The sequence below is a fragment of the Actinoplanes lutulentus genome, from assembly GCF_003259845.1.
GTDB lineage: Bacteria > Actinomycetota > Actinomycetes > Mycobacteriales > Micromonosporaceae > Actinoplanes > Actinoplanes lutulentus.
This window is the reverse complement of sequence record NZ_QLMJ01000003.1, coordinates 469,965-492,641: the sequence shown is the minus strand read 5'-3', so window position 1 is coordinate 492,641 and position 22,677 is coordinate 469,965. Positions and strand designations below refer to the sequence as shown.

The following is a 22,677-nucleotide window of genomic DNA, read 5'->3' as shown; positions in this document are numbered from 1 at the left end:
GTGACCAGAACTGTCATACGCCTCAGTAGGGTTAGAGGCATGTGGCAGGCCGAAGTCCGCGTCGATCTGGACGCGATCCGGGACAACGTCGCGGCGTTGAGGGCCCGCACCTCCGCCGAGGTGCTGGTCGCCGTCAAGGCGGATGGTTATGGGCACGGCATGGTTCCGGCCGGCCGGGCGGCGATCGCGGGCGGGGCGACCTGGCTCGGTGTCGCCACCCTCGACGAGGCGCTCACCCTGCGCCGGGCCGGCATCGAGTCGCGCGTGCTGGCCTGGCTGCTCAGCCCGGGTCTGCCGCTGCACGAGGGTGTGGCCGCCGGCATCGACCTGAGCGCGGCCACGCCGGAGCTGGTCGACGAGCTGGTCGCCGCTGCCCGGCAGGCCGGCCGCACCGCCCAGGTGCACCTGAAACTCGACACCGGCCTGGCCCGCGGGGGCGCGGCGCAGGCCGACTGGCCGGCGCTGTTCGAGGCCGCGGCCAAGGCGCAGGCCGGCGGCGACGTCGAGGTGGTCGGTGTGTGGAGCCACTTCGCCTGCGCCGACGACCCCGGCCACGAGTCGGTCGACAGGCAGCTGGCCGCCTTCGGCGAGGGCCTGGAGCTGGCCGGGCGTTATGGGATCAGCCCCCGGTTCCGCCACATCGCCAACTCGGCGGCCACCCTGAGCCGCCCGGATTCCCACTTCGACCTGGTCCGGGTCGGCATCGCGGCCTACGGTCTGTCGCCGATCGCGGGGGACACCTACGGTCTGCGGCCGGCGATGACGGCCCGCGCCCGGGTGACCCTGGCGAAACGGGTTCCGGCTGGTCAGGGCGTCTCCTACGGCCTGACCTACACGACTGATCGGGAGACCACTCTCGCTGTCGTGCCGCTGGGTTACGGCGACGGGGTTCCCCGGCACGCCTCCAGCACCGGCCCGGTGCGCATCGGCGGCGCGGTGTCCCGGATCGCTGGGCGCGTCTGCATGGACCAGTTCGTGGTCGACGTCGGCGACGAGCCGGTGGAGGCCGGCGACGTGGCGACCCTTTTCGGTCCGGGTGACGACGGTGAGCCGACCGCCGACGACTGGGCCGCCGCCACCGGGACGATCAATTACGAGATCGTCACCCGGTTCGGGAGCAGCCGGGTGCCAAGGCACTACGACGGGGAGGTCCGGCCGTGAAAAGGGCTGCCAAGACCGCCGGCATATTCGGCGCCGCGGTCGGTGTCGCGGCGGCCGGCCTGGCCACCGCGTTCGCCGTGGAGCGGGTGCTGGTGCGGCGGTCGGTCAACGCGCCCGGCGACCCGTACGTCGAGGAGCCGTTCGGCGACCAGCAGTTCGACGCGGAGCGGACGGTCACCGCAGCAGACGGCACCGACCTGCACGTCGAGATCGTCGAGCCGGACGAGCCGAATGATCGGCCCACCATCGTTTTCGTGCACGGCTTCGCGCTCGACATGGGCACGTTCTACTTCCAGCGCAAGGAGCTCGCCGAGCGCGGCGAGTACCGGATGGTCTTCTACGACCAGCCCGGTCACGGCCGGTCCGGCAAGCTGCAGTCAGGGACGTACGACATCGCCGCGCTGGGCCGCTCGCTCGCCGCGGTGCTGGAGTCGACGGTGCCGGACGGCCACATAATTCTGGTCGGCCACTCGATGGGCGGCATGACGATAATGGCGTTCGCCGAGCAGTACCCGGAGTGGTTCGGCAACCGGGTCACCGGCGTGGTCCTGATGTCCACGTCGGCCGGGCTCATCGACAAGGCCCAGCTCGGCGTGACGAACCTGGTGGCCCGGGCCAGCGCACCCTTCTTCCCGCTGTGGGACAAGGCGGCGCACCTGGGCGGCGGCACCATCGACCGGGCCCGGGTCGCGTCCTCCGATCTGGCCTGGCTGCTCACCCGGCGTTACGGGTTCGGCGAGGCAAAACCGAGCGCGACGCTTGTGACGTTCGTGGAGAGCATGAATTCCAAGACGTCGGTGGAGACGCTGACGAAATACCTGCACACGCTGTACACCCACAACCGGTTCCCGGCGCTGTCGGCGCTGCGCGGCGTGCCGGTTCTGGTGGTCGTCGGCGACCGTGACTACCTGACACCGGTCACCCACTCCGAGGAGATCCTCAAGCATCTGCCCGAGGCCGAGTTGCTGAAGATAGAGAACAGCGGCCACGTGGTGATGCTGGAGAAATCCGAGCAGGTCAACGCGGCCCTGATCCCCTTCCTGGAGAAGATCACGTGAAGTTCGCGACCGTCGAGGACACCCAGAACTTCGGCCGCCGCCTGGCGGGCATCCTCCGGGCCGGCGATCTGCTGCTGCTCACCGGCCCGCTCGGCGCCGGCAAGACCGCGCTGGTCCAGGGCATCGGCGCCGGCCTCGGCGTGCAGGGGCCGATCACCTCGCCGACCTTCGTGATCGCCCGGGTGCACAAGGGACCGCTGCCGATGGTGCACGCGGACGCGTACCGGCTGGGTGCGCGGCCCGACCCGCGTGCCGAGATCGACGACCTGGACCTGGACGCCTCGGCCGACGACGCGGTGACCGTCGTCGAGTGGGGTGCCGGCCTGGTCGAGCAGCTCAACGACGAATACTTGCGGGTCCGCATCGACCGGCTGGACGACGACACCCGAGTGATCGACCTGGTGCCGCACGGCGGCGACTGGGCACAGCGACTGGAGAGCCTGTGAACCTGACCGAACTGCTGCCCGCGGAGTGGCGTGCCGAGCTCACGCCGTTCCTCGACGCGGACGCCACCGCGAAACTGGGCGAGTTCGTCGCCGCTGAATATGCGAGCGAGACCGTCTACCCGCCGGTGGAGGATCTGTTCGCGGCGTACCGGCTGTGCCTGCCGGAGCAGACCCGGGTGCTGATTCTGGGTCAGGATCCCTACCACGGTCCGGGGCAGGCCCAGGGGCTGAGCTTCAGCGTGCGCGAGGGTGTGCGGAAGCCTCCGTCGCTGAACAACGTCTTCAAGGAGCTCGCCGAGGACGTCAACATCGCCAAGCCGGCGAGCGGCGACCTGACCGGCTGGGCGCGGCAGGGTGTGCTGCTGCTCAACGCGGTGCTGACGGTCCGCGCGGCCAAGGCCGGCTCGCACGGCAACAAGGGCTGGGAGGCGTTCACCGACGCCACGATCCGGGCGCTGAACGAGCGCGACGAGCGGATCGTCTTCATGCTCTGGGGGAGTTACGCCAAGAAGAAGGCAGCCCTGATCACCAACCCGGCGCACGCGGTTCTGGAGGCCGGGCACCCGAGCCCGCTCAACCGGGTGGGCTTCCTCGGCAGCCGGCCGTTCAGCGCCGCCAACAAGGCCCTCGCCGACGGCGGCCGCCCGCTGATCAACTGGGACCCGCGCTAAGCACAGCGGCGGGCCGGGTGGCTCGCGCGTGGGCCCGGGCGCCTCGCGCGTGGGCCGGCGCCTCGCGCGTGTGCTGGCGCCCCGCCGCGTGGGCCGGGTGGCTCGCGCGTGGGCCCGGGCGGCTCGTACGTGGGCCGGGTGCCTCGCGCGTGGGCCGGGTGGCGGCTGACTGGATCGGGCCCGCGCTAGGGTCAGGTGTGCTCGTTTTAGCTCTGGACACCGCCACACCCGCCTCCACGGCGGCGCTCGTCGAGGTGACCGCTGACGGCCTCTTCGGCGTTGCGGAAAGCCGTACTGTCGACCCGCGGGCGCACGGGGAGAAACTCGCCCCGGAGATCGCCGCGGTGCTGGCCGAGGCGGGTTACCGGCCGCGTGATCTGACGGCGATCGTGGCGGGTCTTGGGCCGGGGCCGTACACCGGCCTGCGGGTTGGTCTCGCCACGGCGGCGAGCATGGGCCAGGCGCTGGACATCCCGACTTACGGCGTCTGCTCGCTCGACGGTCTGGGCCGCGCCGCAGGTCCGGGCCGGGTGCTGATCGCGACGGACGCCCGGCGCCGCGAGGTCTATTTCGCGACATATCAGGACGGCGAGCGACTGACCGGCCCCGACGTAGCCAAACCGGCGGACGTGGCCGCCCTCCTCGCCGCCGGCTCGCTGCCCGCCGACTCGCTGGGCTCCGGGCCGCTGGATGCCGGCTCGCTGGGCGCCAGCTCGCTGGGCGCCGGGCCGCTGGCTGCCGGGCTGCTGGGTGACGCGGTGGGTGGCGGCCTTGCGGGGCTCGTCGATCGCGCTGCAGGCGAGGGTGCGCTGAAATACGGCGACCTTTTCGGCGTACCCGTGGAAGAGCATCTCCTCTATCCGCCGGGAGCCGCTCTCGTGGCGCTCGCCGCGGCGAAGATCCGCGGCGAAGCGCCGAGTGAGGTGCTGACGCCCCTTTATCTGCGGCGGCCCGATGCGGTGGAGCCGGCCGCGCGCAAGCCGGTGCTGACCTGATGCGGATCGAGCGTTTCCGCTGGTGGCACATCGGTCAGGTGCTGCCGGTCGAGGAGGACCTCTTCGGTCCGGAGAAATGGTCCGCTGCGATGTTCTGGAACGAGCTGGCGCAGGGGCATCACTACCTGGTCGCGGTCGAGGACGAGAAGGTGCTCGGTTACGCCGGGCTCTCGGTCGTCGACCCGGAGGAGTCCTGGGTGCAGAACATCGCGGTACGCCGGGACGCGCAACGCCGCGGCCTCGGACGCCGGCTGCTCGAGGCGCTGCTGGCCGAGGCGGCCGCGCGCGGGGTACGCAAGACCCTGCTGGAGGTCGCCGTCGACAACGCGCCGGCGCAGGCGCTGTACGCGAGTTATGACTTCGAGCCGGTCGGAATCCGGCGCGGTTACTACCAACCCAGCAACACGGACGCCCTGGTGATGATGCGCGATGCGTGACGAACCCCTGGTTCTCGGGATCGAGACCTCCTGCGACGAGACCGGCATCGGCATCGTGCGCGGGCACACCCTGCTCGCCGACGCGCTGGCATCCAGTGTGGACCAGCATGCCCGGTTCGGCGGGGTGGTGCCCGAGGTGGCCAGCCGCGCGCACCTGGAGGCGATGGTGCCGACCATGCAGCGCGCCCTCGACGAGGCCGGGGTGACCCTCGCCGACATCGACGCGATCGCGGTGACCAGCGGTCCCGGCCTGGCCGGCGCCCTGCTGGTCGGCGTGGCGGCGGCAAAGGGTTACGCGTTGGCCGCCGAGAAGCCGATCTACGGCGTGAACCACCTGGCCGCGCACGTCGCGGTGGACACTTTGGAGCACGGCCCGCTGCCCGAGCCGGCGATCGCGATGCTGGTCTCCGGTGGGCACTCCTCGTTGTTGCTGGTCGACGACCTGACGGCCGGTGTCACGCCGCTCGGCGCGACCATCGACGACGCGGCCGGCGAGGCGTTCGACAAGGTGGCCCGGCTGCTCGGGCTCGGTTTCCCGGGCGGCCCGATCATCGATCGGACGGCCGTCTCCGGGGACAGCCGGAAGATCGCGTTCCCGCGCGGGCTGACCGCGCCGAAGGATCAGGCCGCGCACCGGTTCGACTTCTCCTTCTCGGGGCTCAAGACGGCCGTGGCGCGCTGGGTGGAGGCCCGGGAACGTGCCGGCGAGCCGGTGCCGGTGGCCGACGTGTCGGCCAGTTTCCAGGAGGCGGTCTGCGACGTGCTGACCGCGAAAGCAATCGATGCCTGCCTGACGAATGGCGTGAAGACGCTGGTCATCGGCGGTGGCGTGGCGGCCAACTCGCGGCTGCGGGTGCTCGCTGAACAGCGCGCGGCCAAGCACGGGATTCTGGTACGCGTACCCAGGCCTGGTCTGTGTACCGACAACGGCGCGATGGTCGCGGCACTCGGCTCGCATCTCGTCGCGGCCGGCGTCGCCCCGAGCCGTCTTGATCTTCCGGCTGACTCGGCCATGAGTTTGACCGAGGTCAGTGTCGCGGGGTAGGAATCGGGCATGATCGCGCGGATGTGGGAGGTGCGGGCCTCGCGCAGCGGCTTCGACGAGCTGCTGAGCTGGGTCTGTGACACGGCGGTGCCCTCGTTGGAGGTGCTGCCACAACATGTGTCGAGTGACGTCTATTCGTCCACCGATCAACGCATCGTCGTCATCACCAAATGGCGTAACACCCCGGAGAGCATGCCGACCCCGCCGGAGAAGCTGGTAGCACGCACTCCGCACGTCTGGGATTTCACACCCGTCGATCGCTGACCGGTCGCAGTCAGGGCACCCGGCATTTACCGTCGGGGCCTGATGCGAAGACTGCCCGAGCACGAACCCGGCCTTCCCGACTCCCGGTCCGCCGCCCGATTTCTGTTCTGGTTGGTCCGGCGTTCCCGACTGACGGTCGTCGCCGCGGCCGTCCTCGCGGTCATCTGGATGGGTTGCCAGTCGCTGGCGCCCGCGATGGTCGGCGAGGCAGTGGACGCGGCCGTCGCCTATGACAGCCGGGAGCTCGCCGGCTGGACGCTGCTGCTGCTCGGCGTCGGCACGGTGCAGGCGGTCGCCGGCATCATGCGGCACCGGTTCGCGGTCACCAACTGGCTGGGCGCCGCGTTCCGGACCGTCCAGGTGGTGGTGCGCCAGGCGAACCGGCTCGGCGCCACACTGCCGCGACGCCTCGACGCCGGCGAGGTGGTGGCGATCGGCACCTCGGACATCAGCCACATCGGCAGCGCCGTCGACCTCGTCTCGCGGGGGATCGGGTCGCTGCTGGCGGTCGGTGTGGTCACCGTGCTGCTGCTGCGGATCTCGGTCCCGATCGGGATGATCGTGCTGATCGGCGTACCGATCATGATGATGGTGGTGGGCCTGCTGATCGGTCCGCTGCATCGCCGCCAGCGGGCGTATCGCACGCTTCAGGGCCGGCTGACCGGCCAGGCCGCCGACCTGGTGTCCGGGTTGCGAGTGCTGCGCGGCGTGGGTGGTGAGCCAATCATGGCGGCGCGCTATCGCGCCGCGTCTCAGGCGCTGCGCGCGGCGGGGGTACGCACAGCGAAGGTCGAAGCACTTCTCGAGGCGGCCCAGGTGCTGCTGCCCGGAGTCTTCCTGGTCCTGCTGACGTGGCTGGGCGCGCGATCCGCCTGGAAAGGGGAGATCACGGTCGGTCAGCTGGTGTCGTTCTACGCGTACGCGGCGTTCCTGGTGGCGCCGTTGCGGCAGCTCACCGAGGCGGTCGACAAGATCACCAGAGGGCACGTGTCGAGCCGCCGGGTGGTGGCGATGCTCACCGTGGAACCGGAGCTGACCGAACCGGACGATCCGGTGCCGCTGCCCGCCGGTGAGCTTCGTGACCAGGAATCCGGAGTGTGTGTGCCGGCCGGTCTGATGACCGCGATCGTCGCGGCCCTCCCGTCCGAGGCTGCCCGGATTGCCGACCGCCTCGGCCGGTATGAGGACGGCTCCACTCTTGGCGGCGTCCCGCTTGCCGCCGGGGACCTCGCCGAGATCCGGAAGCGGATCCTGGTGGCGGACAACGACGCGCGCCTGTTCGCCGGCCCGCTGGTGTCCGATCTGGACCCGTACGCGACCGGCGCCCTCCCGGAGGCCCTGGAGGCGGCGGCCGCGACCGGCATCGTCGACGGCCTGCCGGACGGGGTGGACGGCGTCGTCGCCGAACGCGGCCAGTCCTTCTCCGGCGGCCAGCAGCAGCGGCTGCGCCTGGCCCGCGCGCTGATCGTGAACCCGGAGGTGCTGATCCTGGTCGAGCCGACGAACGCGGTCGACGCGCACACCGAGGCGCTGATCGCCGACCGGCTGCGGGCGGCGCGGTCCGGGCGTACCACTGTCGTCTGCACGTCCAGCCCGCTGCTGCTGAGCCGCGCCGACCACGTCTGTTACGTCGAGAGTGGACAGCTGGTCGCGGCCGGCCCGCACCAGGACCTGCTCCGCTCCACACCCGGGTACGCACGGATGGTGCTGCGCGAGGATCAGCCATGACCCGCCCGCTTCCGGTGGCGAGCACGTCGCAGGCTCGCCGGTACGCCCGTGACCTGATCCGCCTCGACCCGGGGATGTTCCGCGCGGCGGTCGGGCTGAACGTCGCCGCGGCACTCGCCGCCCTGGCCGGCCCGCGACTGCTCGGCGAGCTGGTCGAGGCGATCGAGAAGCACGAGCCGATCGTCGACCTGAACCGGCTGGTCCTCACTCTCGCCGGGTTCGTGCTGGTGCAGGCGATCCTGACCCGGTTCGCCCATCTGGCCTCGGCCCGGCTGGGTGAGCGGGTGCTGGCCCGGCTCCGGGAGGAGTTCGTCGCCCGGGTCGTCACCCTGCCGCTGTCCACGGTGGAGGCCGCCGGCAGCGGTGACCTGCTGACCCGGGCCACCCGGGACGTCGACGCGCTCTCCAAGTGCGTCCGGTTCGCGGTGCCGGAGACGATGATCGCGCTGATCACGCTGGCTCTGTTCGTGGTGGCGCTGGTGCTGGTCAGTCCGCTGTTCGCGGTGCCGCTGCTGATCGGGGTGCCGATCCTGGTGGCCGGGACCCGGTGGTACCTGCGGCGGGCGCCGGAGGGCTATCTGGAGCAGAACGCGGCGTACTCCGACGTGACTGAAGGGCTCACCGAGACGGTGGAGGGTGCTCGGACGGTCGAGGCGCTGCGGCGGGGGCGGCAGCGGGTCGCGCGTACCGACGTGGACCTTTCGCGGGCCTGGAAGGCCGAGCGGCACACGCTGTTCCTGCGGACCGTCTGGTGGCCGATCATCGAGACGAGTTACGTCCTGCCGGTCGTGGTCACCCTGCTCACCGGCGGCTGGCTCTATCTGCGCGGCGTGGTGACGCTGGGTCAGCTCACCGCCGCGGTGATCTACGTGCAGCAGCTGGTCGACCCGCTCGACCGGCTCTCCGCCTGGCTCGACGAGCTGGAGGTCGGCGCCGCCTCGCTGGCCCGGCTGCTCGGCGTCACGGCTGAGGCGTCACCGGCGGCCACCGGGCCGGAACCATCCGGGAGCCGGATCGAGCTGCGTGGGGTGCGGTTCGCGTACCGGCCGGACCGGGAGGTGCTGCACGGCATCGACCTCACCCTGGAACCGGGCGAGCGGCTCGCCGTGGTCGGTGTCTCCGGCGCCGGCAAGTCCACCCTCGGCCGTCTGCTCGCCGGCGTGCACCAGCCGACCGCTGGGATCATCACGGTGGGTGACGTACCGCTGGCGGCGCTGCCGCCGGAGCGGCTGCGCGCCGAGGTCGCTCTGGTCAGCCAGGAACACCACATCTTCATCGGCACGCTGCGCGAGAACGTCGCGCTGGTGCGTCCCGGCGTCGCGGACACCGAGGTACGCGGGGCGCTCTCCGCCGTGCACGCCCTGGACTGGGTGGACGCCCTGCCCGACGGGCTGGCGACAGTGGTCGGCGCCGGCGGTCTGCCCCTCTCGCCGGCGCAGGCACAGCAGGTGGCTCTCGCCCGGCTGATCCTGGCCGACCCGCACACCCTGGTGCTCGACGAGGCGACCGCGCTGCTCGACCCGCGGGCGGCCCGGGACCTGGAACAGAGCCTCGCGGCCGTGGTCCGTGGGCGCACGGTCGTGGCGATCGCCCACCGGCTCTTCTCGGCACACGACGCCGACCGGGTCGCGGTGGTGGAGGACGGCCGGATCGCCGAGATCGGGTCACATGACGAGCTGCTGGCGGCCGATGGGGCGTACGCGGCTCTGTGGCGTTCGTGGCAGGGCGGCGCCGAGAAACAGAAAGGGCGCGCCGATGACGGCGCGCCCTTTCATATCAGTACTTAGAAGCCCGGGCCGTGCTGGTGGCCGTGGCCACCGTGCCCGTGCCCGCCACCGGCGGCCGGAGCCGCGTCGGCCGGCTTCTCGACCACGAGGCTCTCGGTGGTCAGCAGCAGGGCGGCGATCGAGACGGCGTTGGAGACCGCGTTGCGGGTCACCTTCACCGGGTCGATGATGCCGGCCGCGGCCAGATCGACGTACTCGTCGGTGGCCGCGTTGAGGCCGTGGCCCCAGCCCAGCTCGGCGACCTTGCCCACCACGACGTAACCGTCGTGGCCGGCGTTCTGCGCGATCCAGCGCAGCGGCTCCACCAGCGCCTTGCGGACGATGGCGACACCGATGGCCTCTTCGCCGGTGAGACCGAGGTTGCCCTCGAGCTCCTTGGAGACCTGCGCGAGCGCGGCGCCGCCACCGGGGACGGTGCCTTCCTCGACCGCAGCCTTGGTCGCCGCGATGGCGTCCTCGATGCGGTGCTTGCGCTCCTTCATCTCGACCTCGGTGGCCGCGCCGACCTTGATCACCGCGATGCCGCCGGAGAGCTTCGCGAGCCGCTCCTGGAGCTTCTCACGGTCCCAGTCGGAGTCGGACGCCTCGATCTCCTTGCGGATCTGCGAGACCCGGTCGGTGACGTCGGAGCTGTTGCCGCCGCCGTCGATGATCGTGGTGTTCTCCTTGTCGACGACGATCCGCCGGGCGCTGCCCAGCGACTCGATGCCGACCTGGTCGAGCTTGTAACCGAGCTCGGGGGCGATCAGCTCGCCACCGGTCGCGATCGCCAGGTCCTGGAGGATCGCCTTGCGGCGGTCACCGAAACCGGGCGCCTTCACCGCGGCGACCTTGATGGTCTTGCGGAGCGCGTTCACCACGAGGGTGGAGAGGGCCTGGCCCTCGACGTCCTCGGCGATGATCAGCAGCGGCTTGCCGCCCTGGAGCACCTTCTCCAGCAGCGGGAGGAGCTCCTCGATGCTGGAGATCTTCTGCGTGGTGATCAGGATGTAGGCGTCCTCGAGGACGACTTCCTGAGACTCCGCGTCGGTCACGAAGTTCGGCGAGATGAAGCCCTTGTCGAACTGCAGACCCTCGGTCACGTCGAGCTCGGTCAGCATGGCCGAGCCCTCCTCGACCGTGATGACACCGTCGCGGCCGACCCGGTCCATCGCCTCGGCGATGAGCTCGCCGATGGTGGCGTCCTGGGCCGAGATGGTGGCCACGTTCGCGATCGCCTTGTGGTCGGCGACCTCGACGGCCTTGGCCAGCAGAGCCTTGGAGACGGCCTCGGCGGCCAGGTCCATGCCCCGCTTGAGGCCGATCGGGTTGGCGCCCGCGGTCACGTTACGCAGGCCCTCGCGGACCAGCGCCTGCGCGAGCACGGTCGCGGTGGTGGTCCCGTCGCCGGCGACGTCGTTGGTCTTCGTCGCCACCTCCTTGACCAGCTGCGCGCCAAGGTTTTCGTACGGGTCGGAGAGCTCGATCTCCTTGGCGATGGTCACACCATCGTTGGTGATCGTGGGCGCACCGAACTTCTTGTCCAGGACGACGTTGCGACCGCGCGGTCCGAGGGTGACCTTGACCGTGTCGGCGAGCGTGTTGACGCCGTGCTCCAGCAGGTGCCGGGCGTCGTCGGAGAAGCTGAGAATCTTCGCCATCTATGGTCCCTTCACGCACCGGCGCCCTGCCCCGACATATCGGAACAGGGCGCAGGCGCAATCAGTTAGGTCTTACTTCTCGATGACCGCGAGGACGTCGCGGGCGGAGAGCACCAGGTACTCCTCGCCGGCGTACTTGACCTCGGTGCCGCCGTACTTCGAGTAGAGGACCACGTCGCCGACCTGGACGTCGAGCGGAACGCGGTTGCCCTTGTCGTCGATCCGGCCGGGGCCGACAGCAAGGACGGTGCCCTCCTGCGGCTTCTCCTTGGCGGTGTCGGGGATCACGATGCCGGAAGCGGTCGTGGTCTCAGCCTCGTTCGCCTGGACCACGATGCGGTCCTCGAGCGGCTTGATCGCAACCTTGGTCGCGGTAGTCACGGGCATACCCTCCTGGGTACAGGTTTGCCGGCCATGAACCAGGCCGGTCTCATGCCTCATGCCACCGGGCGGGGCCGTCGTCGCGGGTGCCGGTCCGCCTGGTGCCTAACCGTCCGGACGGGCCGGGCGATTGGCACCCTCATGTTGAGAGTGCTAATCGGAGACTATTCCGGAACTAGCACTCCGTCAACCAGAGTGCCAGCCTGTCACGCCAGGGAGAATGCCTGTCGTGACACCTGAGCTGCTCTCTGCATTACGTACCCCGGAAGGGGTCGAAGCCCTGGCCGTGGCGGCTGAGGTGGCTGACATCGAGCCTCTCGCCGCTGCCTCGGCCGTCCGGGCCCGGGGCATCGGCGCGGAACTCGCGGCAGCCGCCTTGACCCAGGCTAGTTTGCGCGGCCGCGCGGCGATGAAGTTCGGGCCGGACGCCGCGCGGATGTTCTTCACCCGCCCGGGGCTGGAACAGGCCACCCGTGGGGGTGTCGCGGCCCGCCGGGCGGAGCGGCTCGCCGCCGCGGATGTGCGCTCGCTCACCGACCTGGGTTGCGGTCTCGGCACCGACGCCTTCGCCGTGGCACGCCGGGGCATCCGGGTGTACGCGGTCGACGCCGACCCGCTGACCGCCGCTGTCGCCGCCGCCAACGTCGAGGCGCTCGGCCTGACCGACATGATCACGGTGGAGTGCGCGGACGCCACCACTGTCGAGGTCGAGGCGTACGACGCGGTCTTCGCCGACCCGGCACGCCGTCAGGCCGGCCGGGGGCGGGTGTTCGACCCGAAGTCGTACTCGCCGCCGTGGGACTTCGTGGCGGCGCTGCCGCAGCGGGTGCCGCGGACCGTGCTGAAACTCGCGCCCGGCATCGACCACGGCCTGCTGCCGCCGGGCGCCGAGGGTGAGTGGGTCAGCGTCGGTGGTGACCTGGTCGAGGCGGCCTTCTGGTGCGGGCCGCTCGCCCGGGATCCGCGCCGGGCGTCGCTGCTGGGCGCCTCCGGAGTCGCGGAGCTCACCGGATCCGGTGTCGAGGCCGCGCCGGTGGGCCCGGTCGGCGCGTACCTGTACGACCCGGACCCGGCCGTGGTCCGCTCGCACCTGGTGGCCGAGTTCGCCGAGACGGTCGGCGGGCGGCTCGGCGATCCGGACATCGCGTACGTCTACACCGACGACCCGGTGGACACGCCGTTCGCCCGGCGGCTCGGTGTGACCGACGTGCTGCCGTTCTCCCTGAAGAAGCTGCGGGCGCTGCTGCGGGAGCGGGGCGTCGGGCGGCTGGAGATCCGCAAGCGCGGCTCGGCCCTGGTGCCGGACCAGCTGCGAAAGGATCTGCGCCTCTCCGGGCCGAACGGCGCCGGCCTGGTGCTGACCCGGGTCGCGGGCGCGCCGGTGGCGTTGATCACCACCGAGTCGTAGCGGGGTAGCGTGCCCCGCATGGCGAAGAAAGCGGCCGGCACGCCGGCCACCGTCGTGCTGACCGCCGAGCGGGTCGCGCACACCCTTCATCCGTACGAGGTGTCGCCCGACTCGCCGAACTACGGCGCTCTGGTCGCCGAGTTCCTGGGCGTCGCGCCCGCGAGCCTCTTCAAGACGCTGATCGCCGAGGTCGACGGGAAACTGATCGTCGGGGTCGTACCGGTGACCGGCGACCTCGACCTGAAAGCGCTCGCGCAGGCCGCCGGAGGCAAGCGGGCCACCCTCGCCGATCGAGCCGCCGCCGAGCGCAGCAGCGGATATGTCCGGGGCGGGATCAGCCCGCTGGGCCAGCGCCGCCGACTCCCCACGGTGATCGACGACACCGCGCACGATCTCGACCTGATGTACGTCTCAGCGGGCCGCCGCGGTCTCCAGGTCTCCCTGGCACCGGCCGACCTGATTCGTCTGACCAGCGCGACAGTGGCACCGATCCGCAGCTGAAGTCGGAGCATCCTAGTACGAGTCAGGAAACGTCTGTTCTTCCGGGATCTGCCAACTTCAGGGCCCAACATTACTTAGCGTTACCCCGTGTGTATCCGGGGGCGTTTTTCGTACGACAAGGTACCTGCTGGTAACAGAGCTGTGTTGCCGGATTGTTATCCCTCGTTACGAGATAGACCTCCGTTGCGGCTTGTGTTCTCGGCCACCATGGGAATACGTTGCCGGGCACAACAAACCGGTTCCTCCTCCATCGGCGTCACAGGGGAAGCGCCCTTCTCGGGCATCAAGCGACCCCTGACAAATCCGAACCAAGGCCCCGGATTTACCCCCCGAAAGGACATAAGGAATGCGTAAGGGACTGTTCGCCCTTGCCGCGGTCGGCCTCCTGGCCACCGGAAGCATGGCTGCGTGTGGCAGTGAAAGTGGCAGTGACGGCGACAGCGGCAGCAGTGGCTCGTCGGTCGGCAAGGTCGGTGTGATCCTGCCGGACACCAAGAGCTCCGCTCGCTGGGCGACCGCCGACCTCAAGTACCTCACCGACGCCTTCAAGGCGGCCGGTGTCGAGGCCGACATCCAGAACGCGCAGGGTGACAAGACCCAGTTCCAGACGATCGCGGACGGCATGATCTCCAGCGGCGTCAAGGTTCTGGTCATCGTCAACCTGGACTCCGGCACCGGCAAGGCCGTGCTGGACAAGGCGAAGGCCGCGGGTATCGCGACCATCGACTACGACCGCCTCACCCTCAACGGTGGCGCCGACTACTACGTGTCGTTCGACAACGTCGAGGTCGGCAAGCTGCAGGGCCAGGGTCTGATCGACTGCCTCACCGAGAAGAAGGTGACGAAGCCGGTCGTCGCGTACCTGAACGGGTCGCCGACCGACAACAACGCCACCCTCTTCAAGGAGGGCTACGACTCGATCCTGAAGCCGAAGTTCGACTCGGGTGAGTACACCAAGGGTCCGGACCAGGACGTTCCGGACTGGGACAACGTTCAGGGCGGCACGCTCTTCGAGCAGATGCTGACCACGAACAAGGACATCAAGGGTGTTCTCGCCGCCAACGACGGTCTCGGCAACGCGGCCATCCAGGTGCTGAAGAAGAACAAGCTGAACGGCCAGGTCCCGGTCACCGGCCAGGACGCCACCGTTCAGGGTCTCCAGAACGTGCTCGTCGGCGACCAGTGCATGACGGTCTACAAGGCCATCAAGCAGGAGGCCGACGCGGCGTCCGAGCTGGCGATCGCGCTCGCCAAGGGCCAGGCGCCGACCTCGGCCACCGGCTCGATCACCGACCCGGAGTCGAAGAAGGACGTCAAGTCCGTTCTGCTGAAGCCGCAGTCGATCACCAAGGCGAACGTCAAGGACGTCGTGACCGACGGCTTCGTGACCAAGGAGGAGCTCTGCACCGCGGACTTCGCCAAGGCATGCACCGACGCGGGCATCAGCTGACGCTGACGCACTGAAGCCGCAACGGCTGGGCTACGGCGCCGCTCACGTTCACGCGTGAGCGGCGCTCGGCTCGGTTGCGGCACCCCTCCCGCAGTCGGCCGGTCACGACGACGTGTCCGAGCCCCCGGCGAAACCGGTCACCGAACGAAGGAGAACCATCAGTGGCCGCGACACCCCTTCTGGAACTGCGCGGGATCGACAAGAGCTTCGGTCCCGTCCAGGTCCTGCACGACGTCGGGCTCAGCGTTTACCCGGGTGAGGTCACCGCCCTGGTCGGCGACAACGGCGCCGGTAAGTCCACGCTGGTGAAGTGCATCAGCGGCATCTACCCGATCGATGGCGGCACTGTCACCTTCGAGGGTAACGAGGTGGCGATCCACTCGCCTCGTGACGCCTCCGCGCTCGGCATCGAGGTCGTGTACCAGGACCTCGCGCTCTGCGACAACCTGGACATCGTCCAGAACATGTTCCTCGGCCGGGAGAAGACCTCCGGCATCGTCCTCGACGAGGCGACCATGGAGGAAATGGCCGGCGAGACCCTGCGCAGCCTTTCGGTACGCACGGTCAAGTCGCTGCGCCAGCTCGTCGCCAGCCTCTCCGGTGGTCAGCGTCAGACCGTGGCGATCGCCAAGGCTGTCCTCTGGAACAGCCGGGTCGTCATCCTCGACGAGCCGACCGCCGCCCTCGGCGTCGCGCAGACCGCCCAGGTGCTCGAGCTGGTCCGCCGGCTCGCGGACAACGGCCTCGGCGTGGTGCTGATCTCGCACAACATGAACGACGTGTTCGCGGTCTCGGACCGGATCGCGGCGCTCTACCTGGGCCGGATGGCCGCGCAGGTGAAGGCCTCTGACGTGACCCACTCCCAGATCGTCGAGCTGATCACCGGCGGGCGCAGCGGCAACCTCGGCCTTCCGGCGGAGAAGCCCTCCGAGTTCATCGACATCACGCCGGGAGAAGCCCAGTGACCACCACCACGACCACCACGGCCGGTGGCATCCAGGCCGTCAAGCCCACGGTCGCGAGCCACATCCGTGACTACTGGGGCCGGGTCCGCGGCGGCGATCTCGGCAGCCTTCCGGCCGTTCTCGGCCTCCTCGTCCTGGCGCTGATCTTCGGTGTGGCGCGCAGCGACACGTTCCTCAGCGCGCTCAACTTCGCGAACCTGTTCACCCAGAGCGCCCAGGTGGTCTTCATCGCCATGGGCCTGGTCTTCGTGCTGCTCCTCGGCGAGATCGACCTCTCCGCCGGCTTCGCCAGCGGTGTCTGCGGCGCGGTGATGGCCATCCTGCTCACGAACCACGGCCTGCCCTGGTACGTGGCGATCCCGGCCGCGATGCTCGCCGGCATCGTGATCGGTCTGATGCTCGGCGTGCTCGTCGCGAAGCTGGGCATCCCGTCGTTCGTGGTCACGCTGGCCGCGTTCCTCGGTTTCCAGGGTGTGCTTCTGACCATGCTCAAGGGCGGTCAGAACATCTCGATCACTGACGAGTTCGTGAAGTCGCTGAACAACGGCAACCTCTCGACGGCGTGGAGCTGGGGTCTCGCGATCCTGGCGGTGGTCGGTTACGCGGGCATCCAGCTGAACCGGGTTCGTAGCCGGGCGGCGCGCAACCTGATCACCGACCCGATCGGCATCGTCCTGTTCCGCATCGGCGGGCTCGCTGTGCTGCTCTTCGCGGCCACCGCGGTGCTCACCCAGGAACGCGCGATCAACCCGGCGATCAACTCGCTCAAGGGTGTGCCGATCGTCGTCCCGATCATCGCGATCGCGATGATCATCTGGAGCTTCGTGCTCGGCCGCACCACGTACGGCCGGCACGTCTACGCGGTCGGTGGCAACACCGAGGCGGCCCGCCGCGCCGGCATCCCGGTCGACCGGATCCGCATCTCGGTCTTCGTGATCTGCTCGTTCATGGCGTCGATCGGCGGCATCCTGGTGGTCAGCCGGGCCAGCTCGGTCGACCCGAACACCGGTGGCAGCAACATCCTGCTCTACTCGGTGGGCGCCGCGGTCATCGGCGGCACCAGCCTCTTCGGTGGCAAGGGCAAGGTGATCAACGCGGTGATCGGTGGCGCGGTGATCGCGGTCATCGACAACGGCATGGGTCTGATGGGCTTCAGCTCCGGTCAGAAGTACATCTTCACCGGACTGGTCCTCCTGGCGGCGGCAAGCGTCGACGCCCTGGCCCGGCGCAGAGCATCCGCAACGGGAAGCTGATGCGTGCCGGCCCCACCCAGGAAGAGGTACGCCGGCACAACCTAGGGACGCTGCTCCGTTACGTGCATGTGCACGGCGCGACGTCCCGGGCGGAGTTGACCAACCGGCTCGGCCTCAACCGCAGCACCATCGGGGCCCTCACCTCCGAGCTGATCAGCGTCGGGCTGGTCAGCGAGGCGGTACCGCGCGAGACCGGCCGGGCCGGACGACCGTCACTGGTCGTCCGGCCCGAGTCGGGGCGGGTCTACGCGTACGCGTTGAGCATCGAGGTGGACCGGCTGCGCGCGGCGCGTGTCGGGCTCGGCGGCCGCATCCTGGAGCAGTACGAGACCGAGCGCCCGCCCGGGATGGGTGTCGACGACGCGGTCCAGCCGCTGGCCCGGTTCATCCGGCAGATGCGGTCGAGCGTTCCGGACGACGCCCGGTGTGTGGGCAGCGGCCTCGCCGTGGCCGGCATGGTCCGGCGTGAGGACGGCATGGTCCGGCTCGCCCCGACGATCGGGTGGGTCGAGGAACCGGTCGGCCCGGCGCTGAGTGCCGCGCTCGGTGAGTCCGGCCGGCTCAGCATCGGCAATCACGCGGACGTCTGCGCGCTCGCCGAACACGCCCGGGGCGCGGCCGTGGGCTGCGACAACGTCATCTACCTGTACGGCGACGTGGGTGTCGGCGCCGGGATCGTGGCCGGCGGGCACCGGGTCACCGGGCACGGCGGTTACAGCGGCGAGGTCGGCCACATGGTCGTCAACCCGTACGGGCGGCCGTGCTCCTGTGGCTCGCGGGGGTGCTGGGAGACCGAGATCGGTGAGCACGCACTGCTGCGCCTCGCCGGGCGGACCGGGCGCACCGGGCGGGACGAGGTGCTCGCGGTGGTCGACGCGGCGATGCGTGGTGACAGCCAGGCGCAGCACGCGCTGCGTCAGGTCGGCGACTGGCTCGGATTCGGTGTCGGGAACCTGGTCAACATCTTCAACCCGGAGGTGGTGATCTTCGGCGGCACGCTGCGTGACGTGTATCTGGGCGCCGCCGCGCAGATCCGCAGCCGGCTCAACGCGGTCGGTCTGCCGGCCTGTCGGGAGCACGTCCGGCTGCGCACTCCGGAGCTGGGCACCGACGCGGCCCTGATCGGGGCGGCCGAGCTCGCGTTCGAGCATCTGCTGGACGATCCGTTGCTTTCTTGAAACGGGTTCACCCACCATCCCCAGGGTCATCGCGGAAGATCTATGCTGCCCGCCATGCCCCCGCTTCGTTTATCGTGTGCCGCCCGCCGAGGCGCGGGATGATCAAGCAGCTCGAGGTGGACGGTGTGCCGGCGGTGCTGGCGCCGGTCACCGGAGAAATGCACGCCGGCCTGGTCTTCCGGGTCGGTGTCGCGGACGAGCCGCTGGTCCGGCGGGGCATCACCCACCTCGTCGAGCACCTCGCGGTGTACGGCCTCGGTGAGATCGGTGCGCACACCCACAGCACGACCGGGGTCGAGCACACCTACTTCCACGTGCGGGGATCCGCCGCACACATCAGCACCTTCCTGAACCGTGTCTGCTCGGCGCTGCGTGACCTGCCCGCGGACCGGATCGACGGGGAGAAAGAGGTGCTGCGCGCGGAAAGCGCCGGCCGCACGCTGGAGCCCCGGTCGATGTGGCGGCACGGCGCCCGCGATTACGGCATGCCCAGTTTTGGCGAGCGGGGCCTGAACGGCCTCACCGGCGAGGACCTGCACACCTGGATCGCACAGTTCTTCACCAGGGAGAACGCCGCGCTCTGGGTGGCCGGTGACGAGGTGCCGCCCGGCCTGCGGCTGAACCTGCCGGAAGGCGTACGCCAGCCCGCGCCGGTGCCGTCCTCCGCGCTGCCGGTCACCCCGGCCTGGTTCGCCGCGCACCGTACCGGCGTGGCCTGGGACACCGTGGTTCGCCGGGAAGCACGCGCCGCCGCTTTCGCGAACGTGCTGGACCGTCAGCTGACCCGGGACCTGATCAACTTCGAGACCCACACCGAGTACGAGCCCCGCGCCTCCCGTAACGCCCGGATCACCGCGGTCGCCGAGGCCGCGCCGGAGCACCACGCCGCCGTGCTGGCCGGCCTGACCGGAGTGCTGGAATCGATGCGCGACGGCCGGATCGAAGCGGCCGATGTGTCCACAGTGGTCGACGACACCTGCGCCGGGCTGCGCGACGCCGAGGTCCGCGGCCGCCGGCTGCCGGGCCAGGCCTTCAACGTGCTCGCCGGCCGTGGCGTACGCGGCGTCGACGAGGCGATCGCGGAAGTGCGGGCGATCACAGTGGACGATGTCGCCGAGGTCGCGGCCGCCGCTTACGAGTCCGGCCTGCTGATGACGCCCGCCGGAACCACGACCGGCCCGGCCGGATATGTGGCGGCGCCCGCTGTCTCCACCGCGGCGGTGACCGGGCGTACCGTCCGGGCGCGCCGCGACCGGAGCTCCCGGCTGGTGCACGGCGAGGACGGGGTGAGCGTCGTCGAAGGCGACGCGATCCGCACGGTCCGGTACGACTCCTGCGCCGCCGTGCTCGCCTGGCCGGACGGTGGCCGGCGGCTGATCGGCGACGACGCGATCGCGGTTCCGGTCGAGCCGACCCTCTATCGCGACGGCACCGCAGTGGTGGCCGGGATCGACGCCCGGACGCCGGCCGCGCTGCGGATCGAGATGCCCGCCCGCGACCCGGAGACGATCCCGCAGCCCCGGCGCGGCTGGCTCAACCGGCCGAACGGTTGAGGCCGGTCGGTTGACCTTGGGATGGGCGTCGCGGATCTGGTGATCGACCTTTATGCTGCGCGCCATGTCTCAACCCTCCGACGTGGTGTTCGACCCGGCGGTCCCGTACCCGGGTCTCACCGCTCTGCGGGCCGCACTGACCGGCCGGGACTGGGCGGGCGCCCGGGCCGTGCTCGACTCGGTGACCCCGGCCGACCGGACCTCGCTGATTCGTACCTGCGGTGACGAGAAGGACCTGGAGGACTTCCTCCGGTACGTGCTGCGCGGCGATCCCCGCGACGGCGCCGCGGCGGCACTGCTCGGTTTCCACCTGATCGACCTGGGCTGGGAGATCCGGACCGCAGCCTGGGCCAAGGACGTCACCGAGGAGCAGTGGGCCGGGTTCCGCGAGCACCTGCGGAAAGCGGAGCTGGTGCTGATCGACGCCAGCGCGTACAACCCGGGTGACCCGGCGGTCTGGACCAGCCGGCTGCTCTCGGCCCGCGGTCTGTCGCTGGGCATCGCCGAGATCCGCCGCCGGTACGACCGGCTCTCCACCGCGGTGCCGCACCACCTGCCCGGCCAGATGGAGCTCAGCTATTCGCTGGAGCCCAAGTGGTCCGGCACCTGGGAGGAACTGCACACGTTCGCCCGGGACGCCGCCCTCGCCGCGCTGCCCGGCAGCCCGCACGGCCTGCTGGTGTCCGAGGCCTTCTTCTCCCGGTACGGCGCCGCGGACGACGACGCCGAACGCGCCCGTCTGCTGCACGACCCCCGGCTGCGTGCCGACCTCGACCAGGCCGCCCAGCACAGCGTGCTGCACCCGCGCTTCAACCGGGAGTACGGCTGGGTACGCGCGGCGAGCAGTTACGCGGCCCTCTTCAGCCTGCAGGGCGACCAGCAGAAGGCCGCGCGGATGTTCGAGCTGCTCGGCAACCTCGCCACTGTCGATCCGTGGGGCCATTCGGAGGAAGACGCGGCGCCGAAGATCCGGCAAGCACGCGCCTGGGCGTTCGGAGGAGCGCGATGATCACTCAGCTCGAGGTGAGCGGGATACCAGTGGTGCTCTCGCCGACCACCGGCCCGATGCACGCCGGACTCGTCTTCCGGGTCGGCAGGGTGGACGAGCCGCTTGCCAGACGGGGCATCACGCACCTGCTCGAACATCTGGCGCTGCACGCTTTCGGCGTGGCCGACTATCACTACAACGGCGCGACCGGCGACGAGTTCACGTACTTCCATATGCAGGGCGCCGAGACGGACATCGTCGCGTTCCTGAACGGGGTGAGCGCGGCGCTGACCGATCTCCCGATGCATCGGCTCACCACCGAGAAGGAGATCCTGCGCACTGAGGCGAGCACGCGTGGTGACAACCCGACCGAGGGGTTGGCGCTATGGCGGCACGGCGCCCGGGACTACGGCGTGGGCACCTATCCGGAGTGGGGCCTCTCCGGGATCACCCCGGACGACCTCCGTGCCTGGGTGGCGCGGTACTTCACCGCCGAGAACGCCGCTCTCTGGATCGCCGGCCCGGCGGTTCCCGCCGGTCTGGACCTTCGCCTGCCACACGGCGAGCGTCGCCCGGCGCCGGCTCCGTCGTCGGCTCTTCCGGTACGCCCGGCGTACTTCCCCGGCCCGCCGAAGCGTGTTGCCTGGGACGCCGTCGTCGACCGGTCGGTGAGTGCCGGGGTCTTCACCGGCGTGCTGAAGCGGGCACTCTTCCGGTCGTTGCGGCAGGAAGGTGGTCTTTCCTACGCGGTGCAGACCGACTACTCGCCGCGCTCCGACGGCCGTGCCGTGATCACGGCAATCGCCGACGCGTTGCCAGAGAAGCAGGGCGCCGTGCTGGGCGGATTCATCGACGTGCTGGCCGCGCTCCGGCTCGGGTTGGTGGAGCAGGCCGACGTTACTGCTGAGGTGAACCATCGGGTCGAGGAGCTCACGCACGCCGAAGAGGACGGCAGCCGGCTGCCTGGTCTGGCGTTCAACCTGCTCATCGGCCGTCCGGTGCAGAGCGCTGAGGAACTCGTCGCCGAGCTGCGTGCGGTAACCCGGGATGAGGTTGCCGCAGTCGCTGCGGCGGCGTTTGCCGATGGCTTGCTGATGACACCGGGACGGAACACCGCCGACTGGGCCGGATACGCGCAGGCGCCCCAGGACTCGGCGTCGATCGTGGAGGGTACGAAGTACGCCTCGCTCGAGGACCCAGAAGTGTCCTTCGTGGCCGGAGATCGCGGCGTCAGCCTTGTGCAGGAGGACTCGGCCGCCACCGTTTTCTACGACGAGTGCTCGGTGCTGCTGGTCTGGCCGGACGGCGCCCGCCGGTTCATCGGCCATGACGGCATGGTGGTGCACTTCGAGCCCACGCTGTTCCCGAACGGCCACGCCGTCGTCCCGGCGATCGACGCCCGGGTGCCCCGTGGCCTGTGGGCTGCGATGCCGGCCCGCGACCTGGAGCGGATCCCGAAGCCGAGCCCGGCCGCTGTCCCGGCCGCCGGTGCGTCCGGCGGTGGTGGCGGCAAGGCCTGGCCGATCGTCGTGCTGGTGGCGCTCGCTCCGGTGCTGCTCTTCTTCGGCGGCCTGGGCCTGATCATGGGCGCCGTCGCGTTCGAGGACGACATCGACGTTGCCACCGAGGTGACCATCTCGGTGGTCTTCCTGACGTTCGCGCTGCTCGCCGGCTGGGGCGTCGTCTGGGCCATCCGCCGCCTCCGCCGCGGCTGACCCCACCCTTCGTGCCGGCCGCTCTTGCCCGGCTTAACGGCAGGGTCGCCGTG

21 protein-coding genes are annotated in these 22,677 nt (G+C 70.2%); 19 read left to right on the top strand and 2 right to left on the bottom strand.

The window, feature by feature from the left end:
- Positions 1-39: 39 nt before the first annotated feature.
- From alr to B0I29_RS09150, 10 genes are all read left to right on the top strand, one after another.
- Complete coding sequence (gene alr / locus B0I29_RS09195; protein ID WP_111648457.1) at positions 40-1,161, top strand: alanine racemase; 1,122 nt, start codon at positions 40-42, stop codon at positions 1,159-1,161.
- On the top strand, positions 1,158-2,219 hold the full coding sequence (locus tag B0I29_RS09190; RefSeq protein ID WP_111648456.1) for an alpha/beta fold hydrolase: 1,062 nt from the start codon (positions 1,158-1,160) through the stop codon (positions 2,217-2,219). The genes alr and B0I29_RS09190 overlap by 4 nt, the downstream gene beginning before the upstream one ends.
- Positions 2,216-2,665 (top strand): tRNA (adenosine(37)-N6)-threonylcarbamoyltransferase complex ATPase subunit type 1 TsaE, encoded by a 450-nt coding sequence (gene tsaE, locus B0I29_RS09185; protein ID WP_111648455.1) that lies wholly within the window; start codon positions 2,216-2,218, stop codon positions 2,663-2,665. Before B0I29_RS09190 ends, tsaE begins: the two co-directional genes overlap by 4 nt.
- Positions 2,662-3,336: a uracil-DNA glycosylase gene (ung, locus tag B0I29_RS09180; protein ID WP_111648454.1), complete on the top strand. Its 675-nt coding sequence runs from the start codon at positions 2,662-2,664 to the stop codon at positions 3,334-3,336. The genes tsaE and ung overlap by 4 nt, the downstream gene beginning before the upstream one ends.
- 197 nt (positions 3,337-3,533) lie before the next feature.
- Entirely contained in the window at positions 3,534-4,331 is a 798-nt protein-coding gene (tsaB, locus tag B0I29_RS09175) for a tRNA (adenosine(37)-N6)-threonylcarbamoyltransferase complex dimerization subunit type 1 TsaB (RefSeq protein ID WP_111648453.1), read from the top strand.
- Positions 4,331-4,768: a ribosomal protein S18-alanine N-acetyltransferase gene (gene rimI, locus B0I29_RS09170; protein ID WP_111648452.1), complete on the top strand. Its 438-nt coding sequence runs from the start codon at positions 4,331-4,333 to the stop codon at positions 4,766-4,768. The genes tsaB and rimI overlap by 1 nt, the downstream gene beginning before the upstream one ends.
- Positions 4,761-5,813, top strand: a complete 1,053-nt coding sequence (tsaD, locus tag B0I29_RS09165) for a tRNA (adenosine(37)-N6)-threonylcarbamoyltransferase complex transferase subunit TsaD (RefSeq protein ID WP_111648451.1) — start codon at positions 4,761-4,763, stop codon at positions 5,811-5,813. Before rimI ends, tsaD begins: the two co-directional genes overlap by 8 nt.
- 9 nt (positions 5,814-5,822) lie before the next feature.
- A complete protein-coding gene (locus B0I29_RS09160; RefSeq protein WP_111648450.1) occupies positions 5,823-6,077 on the top strand; it encodes a hypothetical protein in 255 nt (84 codons plus the stop codon).
- A 42-nt stretch (positions 6,078-6,119) separates the two neighbouring features.
- Positions 6,120-7,805, top strand: a complete 1,686-nt coding sequence (locus B0I29_RS09155; RefSeq protein ID WP_111648449.1) for an ABC transporter ATP-binding protein — start codon at positions 6,120-6,122, stop codon at positions 7,803-7,805.
- Complete coding sequence (locus B0I29_RS09150; protein WP_111648448.1) at positions 7,802-9,592, top strand: ABC transporter ATP-binding protein; 1,791 nt, start codon at positions 7,802-7,804, stop codon at positions 9,590-9,592. The genes B0I29_RS09155 and B0I29_RS09150 overlap by 4 nt, the downstream gene beginning before the upstream one ends.
- Here the strand turns inward: B0I29_RS09150 and groL are convergent.
- Positions 9,589-11,232 carry a chaperonin GroEL gene (groL, locus tag B0I29_RS09145; protein ID WP_111648447.1) on the bottom strand — a complete coding sequence of 548 codons (1,644 nt, stop codon included), beginning with the start codon at positions 11,230-11,232 and terminating at the stop codon, positions 9,589-9,591. The genes B0I29_RS09150 and groL overlap by 4 nt on opposite strands.
- Before the next feature lie 72 nt (positions 11,233-11,304).
- Positions 11,305-11,619: a co-chaperone GroES gene (gene groES / locus B0I29_RS09140; protein ID WP_111648446.1), complete on the bottom strand. Its 315-nt coding sequence runs from the start codon at positions 11,617-11,619 to the stop codon at positions 11,305-11,307.
- 214 nt (positions 11,620-11,833) lie between these two features.
- Here groES and B0I29_RS09135 point away from each other — a divergent pair, with 214 nt between their 5' ends.
- From B0I29_RS09135 to B0I29_RS09095, 9 genes are all read left to right on the top strand, one after another.
- Positions 11,834-13,021, top strand: a complete 1,188-nt coding sequence (locus tag B0I29_RS09135; RefSeq protein ID WP_111648445.1) for a class I SAM-dependent methyltransferase — start codon at positions 11,834-11,836, stop codon at positions 13,019-13,021.
- A gap of 18 nt (positions 13,022-13,039) precedes the next feature.
- The gene (gene ybaK / locus B0I29_RS09130; protein WP_111648444.1) at positions 13,040-13,522 is read left to right on the top strand and encodes a Cys-tRNA(Pro) deacylase; all 483 of its coding nucleotides are present in this window, start codon (positions 13,040-13,042) and stop codon (positions 13,520-13,522) included.
- A gap of 346 nt (positions 13,523-13,868) precedes the next feature.
- Positions 13,869-14,972 carry a sugar ABC transporter substrate-binding protein gene (locus B0I29_RS09125; protein ID WP_111648443.1) on the top strand — a complete coding sequence of 368 codons (1,104 nt, stop codon included), beginning with the start codon at positions 13,869-13,871 and terminating at the stop codon, positions 14,970-14,972.
- A 161-nt stretch (positions 14,973-15,133) separates the two neighbouring features.
- The gene (locus tag B0I29_RS09120) at positions 15,134-15,937 is read left to right on the top strand and encodes an ATP-binding cassette domain-containing protein (protein ID WP_111648442.1); all 804 of its coding nucleotides are present in this window, start codon (positions 15,134-15,136) and stop codon (positions 15,935-15,937) included.
- Entirely contained in the window at positions 15,934-17,190 is a 1,257-nt protein-coding gene (locus tag B0I29_RS09115) for a sugar ABC transporter permease (RefSeq protein WP_111648441.1), read from the top strand. Before B0I29_RS09120 ends, B0I29_RS09115 begins: the two co-directional genes overlap by 4 nt.
- Complete coding sequence (locus B0I29_RS09110; RefSeq protein WP_111648440.1) at positions 17,190-18,368, top strand: ROK family transcriptional regulator; 1,179 nt, start codon at positions 17,190-17,192, stop codon at positions 18,366-18,368. The genes B0I29_RS09115 and B0I29_RS09110 overlap by 1 nt, the downstream gene beginning before the upstream one ends.
- Positions 18,369-18,466: 98 nt before the next feature.
- Entirely contained in the window at positions 18,467-19,921 is a 1,455-nt protein-coding gene (locus B0I29_RS09105; protein ID WP_111648439.1) for a peptidase M16 family protein, read from the top strand.
- Between the two features lie 64 nt (positions 19,922-19,985).
- On the top strand, positions 19,986-20,930 hold the full coding sequence (locus B0I29_RS09100; protein ID WP_245972362.1) for a hypothetical protein: 945 nt from the start codon (positions 19,986-19,988) through the stop codon (positions 20,928-20,930).
- Positions 20,927-22,624: a peptidase M16 family protein gene (locus B0I29_RS09095; RefSeq protein ID WP_111648437.1), complete on the top strand. Its 1,698-nt coding sequence runs from the start codon at positions 20,927-20,929 to the stop codon at positions 22,622-22,624. Before B0I29_RS09100 ends, B0I29_RS09095 begins: the two co-directional genes overlap by 4 nt.
- Positions 22,625-22,677: the final 53 nt, after the last annotated feature.

Excerpts from the sequence above, each read along its gene's own strand:
- B0I29_RS09125 (WP_111648443.1), top strand. The coding sequence starts at position 13,869 with ATGCGTAAGGGACTGTTCGCCCTTGCCGCGGTCGGCCTCCTGGCCACC.
- rimI (WP_111648452.1), top strand. The coding sequence starts at position 4,331 with ATGCGGATCGAGCGTTTCCGCTGGTGGCACATCGGTCAGGTGCTGCCG.
- alr (WP_111648457.1), top strand. The coding sequence starts at position 40 with ATGTGGCAGGCCGAAGTCCGCGTCGATCTGGACGCGATCCGGGACAAC.
- B0I29_RS09095 (WP_111648437.1), top strand. The coding sequence starts at position 20,927 with ATGATCACTCAGCTCGAGGTGAGCGGGATACCAGTGGTGCTCTCGCCG.
- ybaK (WP_111648444.1), top strand. The coding sequence starts at position 13,040 with ATGGCGAAGAAAGCGGCCGGCACGCCGGCCACCGTCGTGCTGACCGCC.
- B0I29_RS09155 (WP_111648449.1), top strand. The coding sequence starts at position 6,120 with ATGCGAAGACTGCCCGAGCACGAACCCGGCCTTCCCGACTCCCGGTCC.
- B0I29_RS09160 (WP_111648450.1), top strand. The coding sequence starts at position 5,823 with ATGATCGCGCGGATGTGGGAGGTGCGGGCCTCGCGCAGCGGCTTCGAC.
- tsaD (WP_111648451.1), top strand. The coding sequence starts at position 4,761 with ATGCGTGACGAACCCCTGGTTCTCGGGATCGAGACCTCCTGCGACGAG.
- B0I29_RS09135 (WP_111648445.1), top strand. The coding sequence starts at position 11,834 with ATGCCTGTCGTGACACCTGAGCTGCTCTCTGCATTACGTACCCCGGAA.
- groES (WP_111648446.1), bottom strand. The coding sequence starts at position 11,619 with ATGCCCGTGACTACCGCGACCAAGGTTGCGATCAAGCCGCTCGAGGAC.
- B0I29_RS09110 (WP_111648440.1), top strand. The coding sequence starts at position 17,190 with ATGCGTGCCGGCCCCACCCAGGAAGAGGTACGCCGGCACAACCTAGGG.
- B0I29_RS09150 (WP_111648448.1), top strand. The coding sequence starts at position 7,802 with ATGACCCGCCCGCTTCCGGTGGCGAGCACGTCGCAGGCTCGCCGGTAC.
- B0I29_RS09100 (WP_245972362.1), top strand. The coding sequence starts at position 19,986 with ATGTCTCAACCCTCCGACGTGGTGTTCGACCCGGCGGTCCCGTACCCG.
- B0I29_RS09105 (WP_111648439.1), top strand. The coding sequence starts at position 18,467 with ATGATCAAGCAGCTCGAGGTGGACGGTGTGCCGGCGGTGCTGGCGCCG.
- groL (WP_111648447.1), bottom strand. The coding sequence starts at position 11,232 with ATGGCGAAGATTCTCAGCTTCTCCGACGACGCCCGGCACCTGCTGGAG.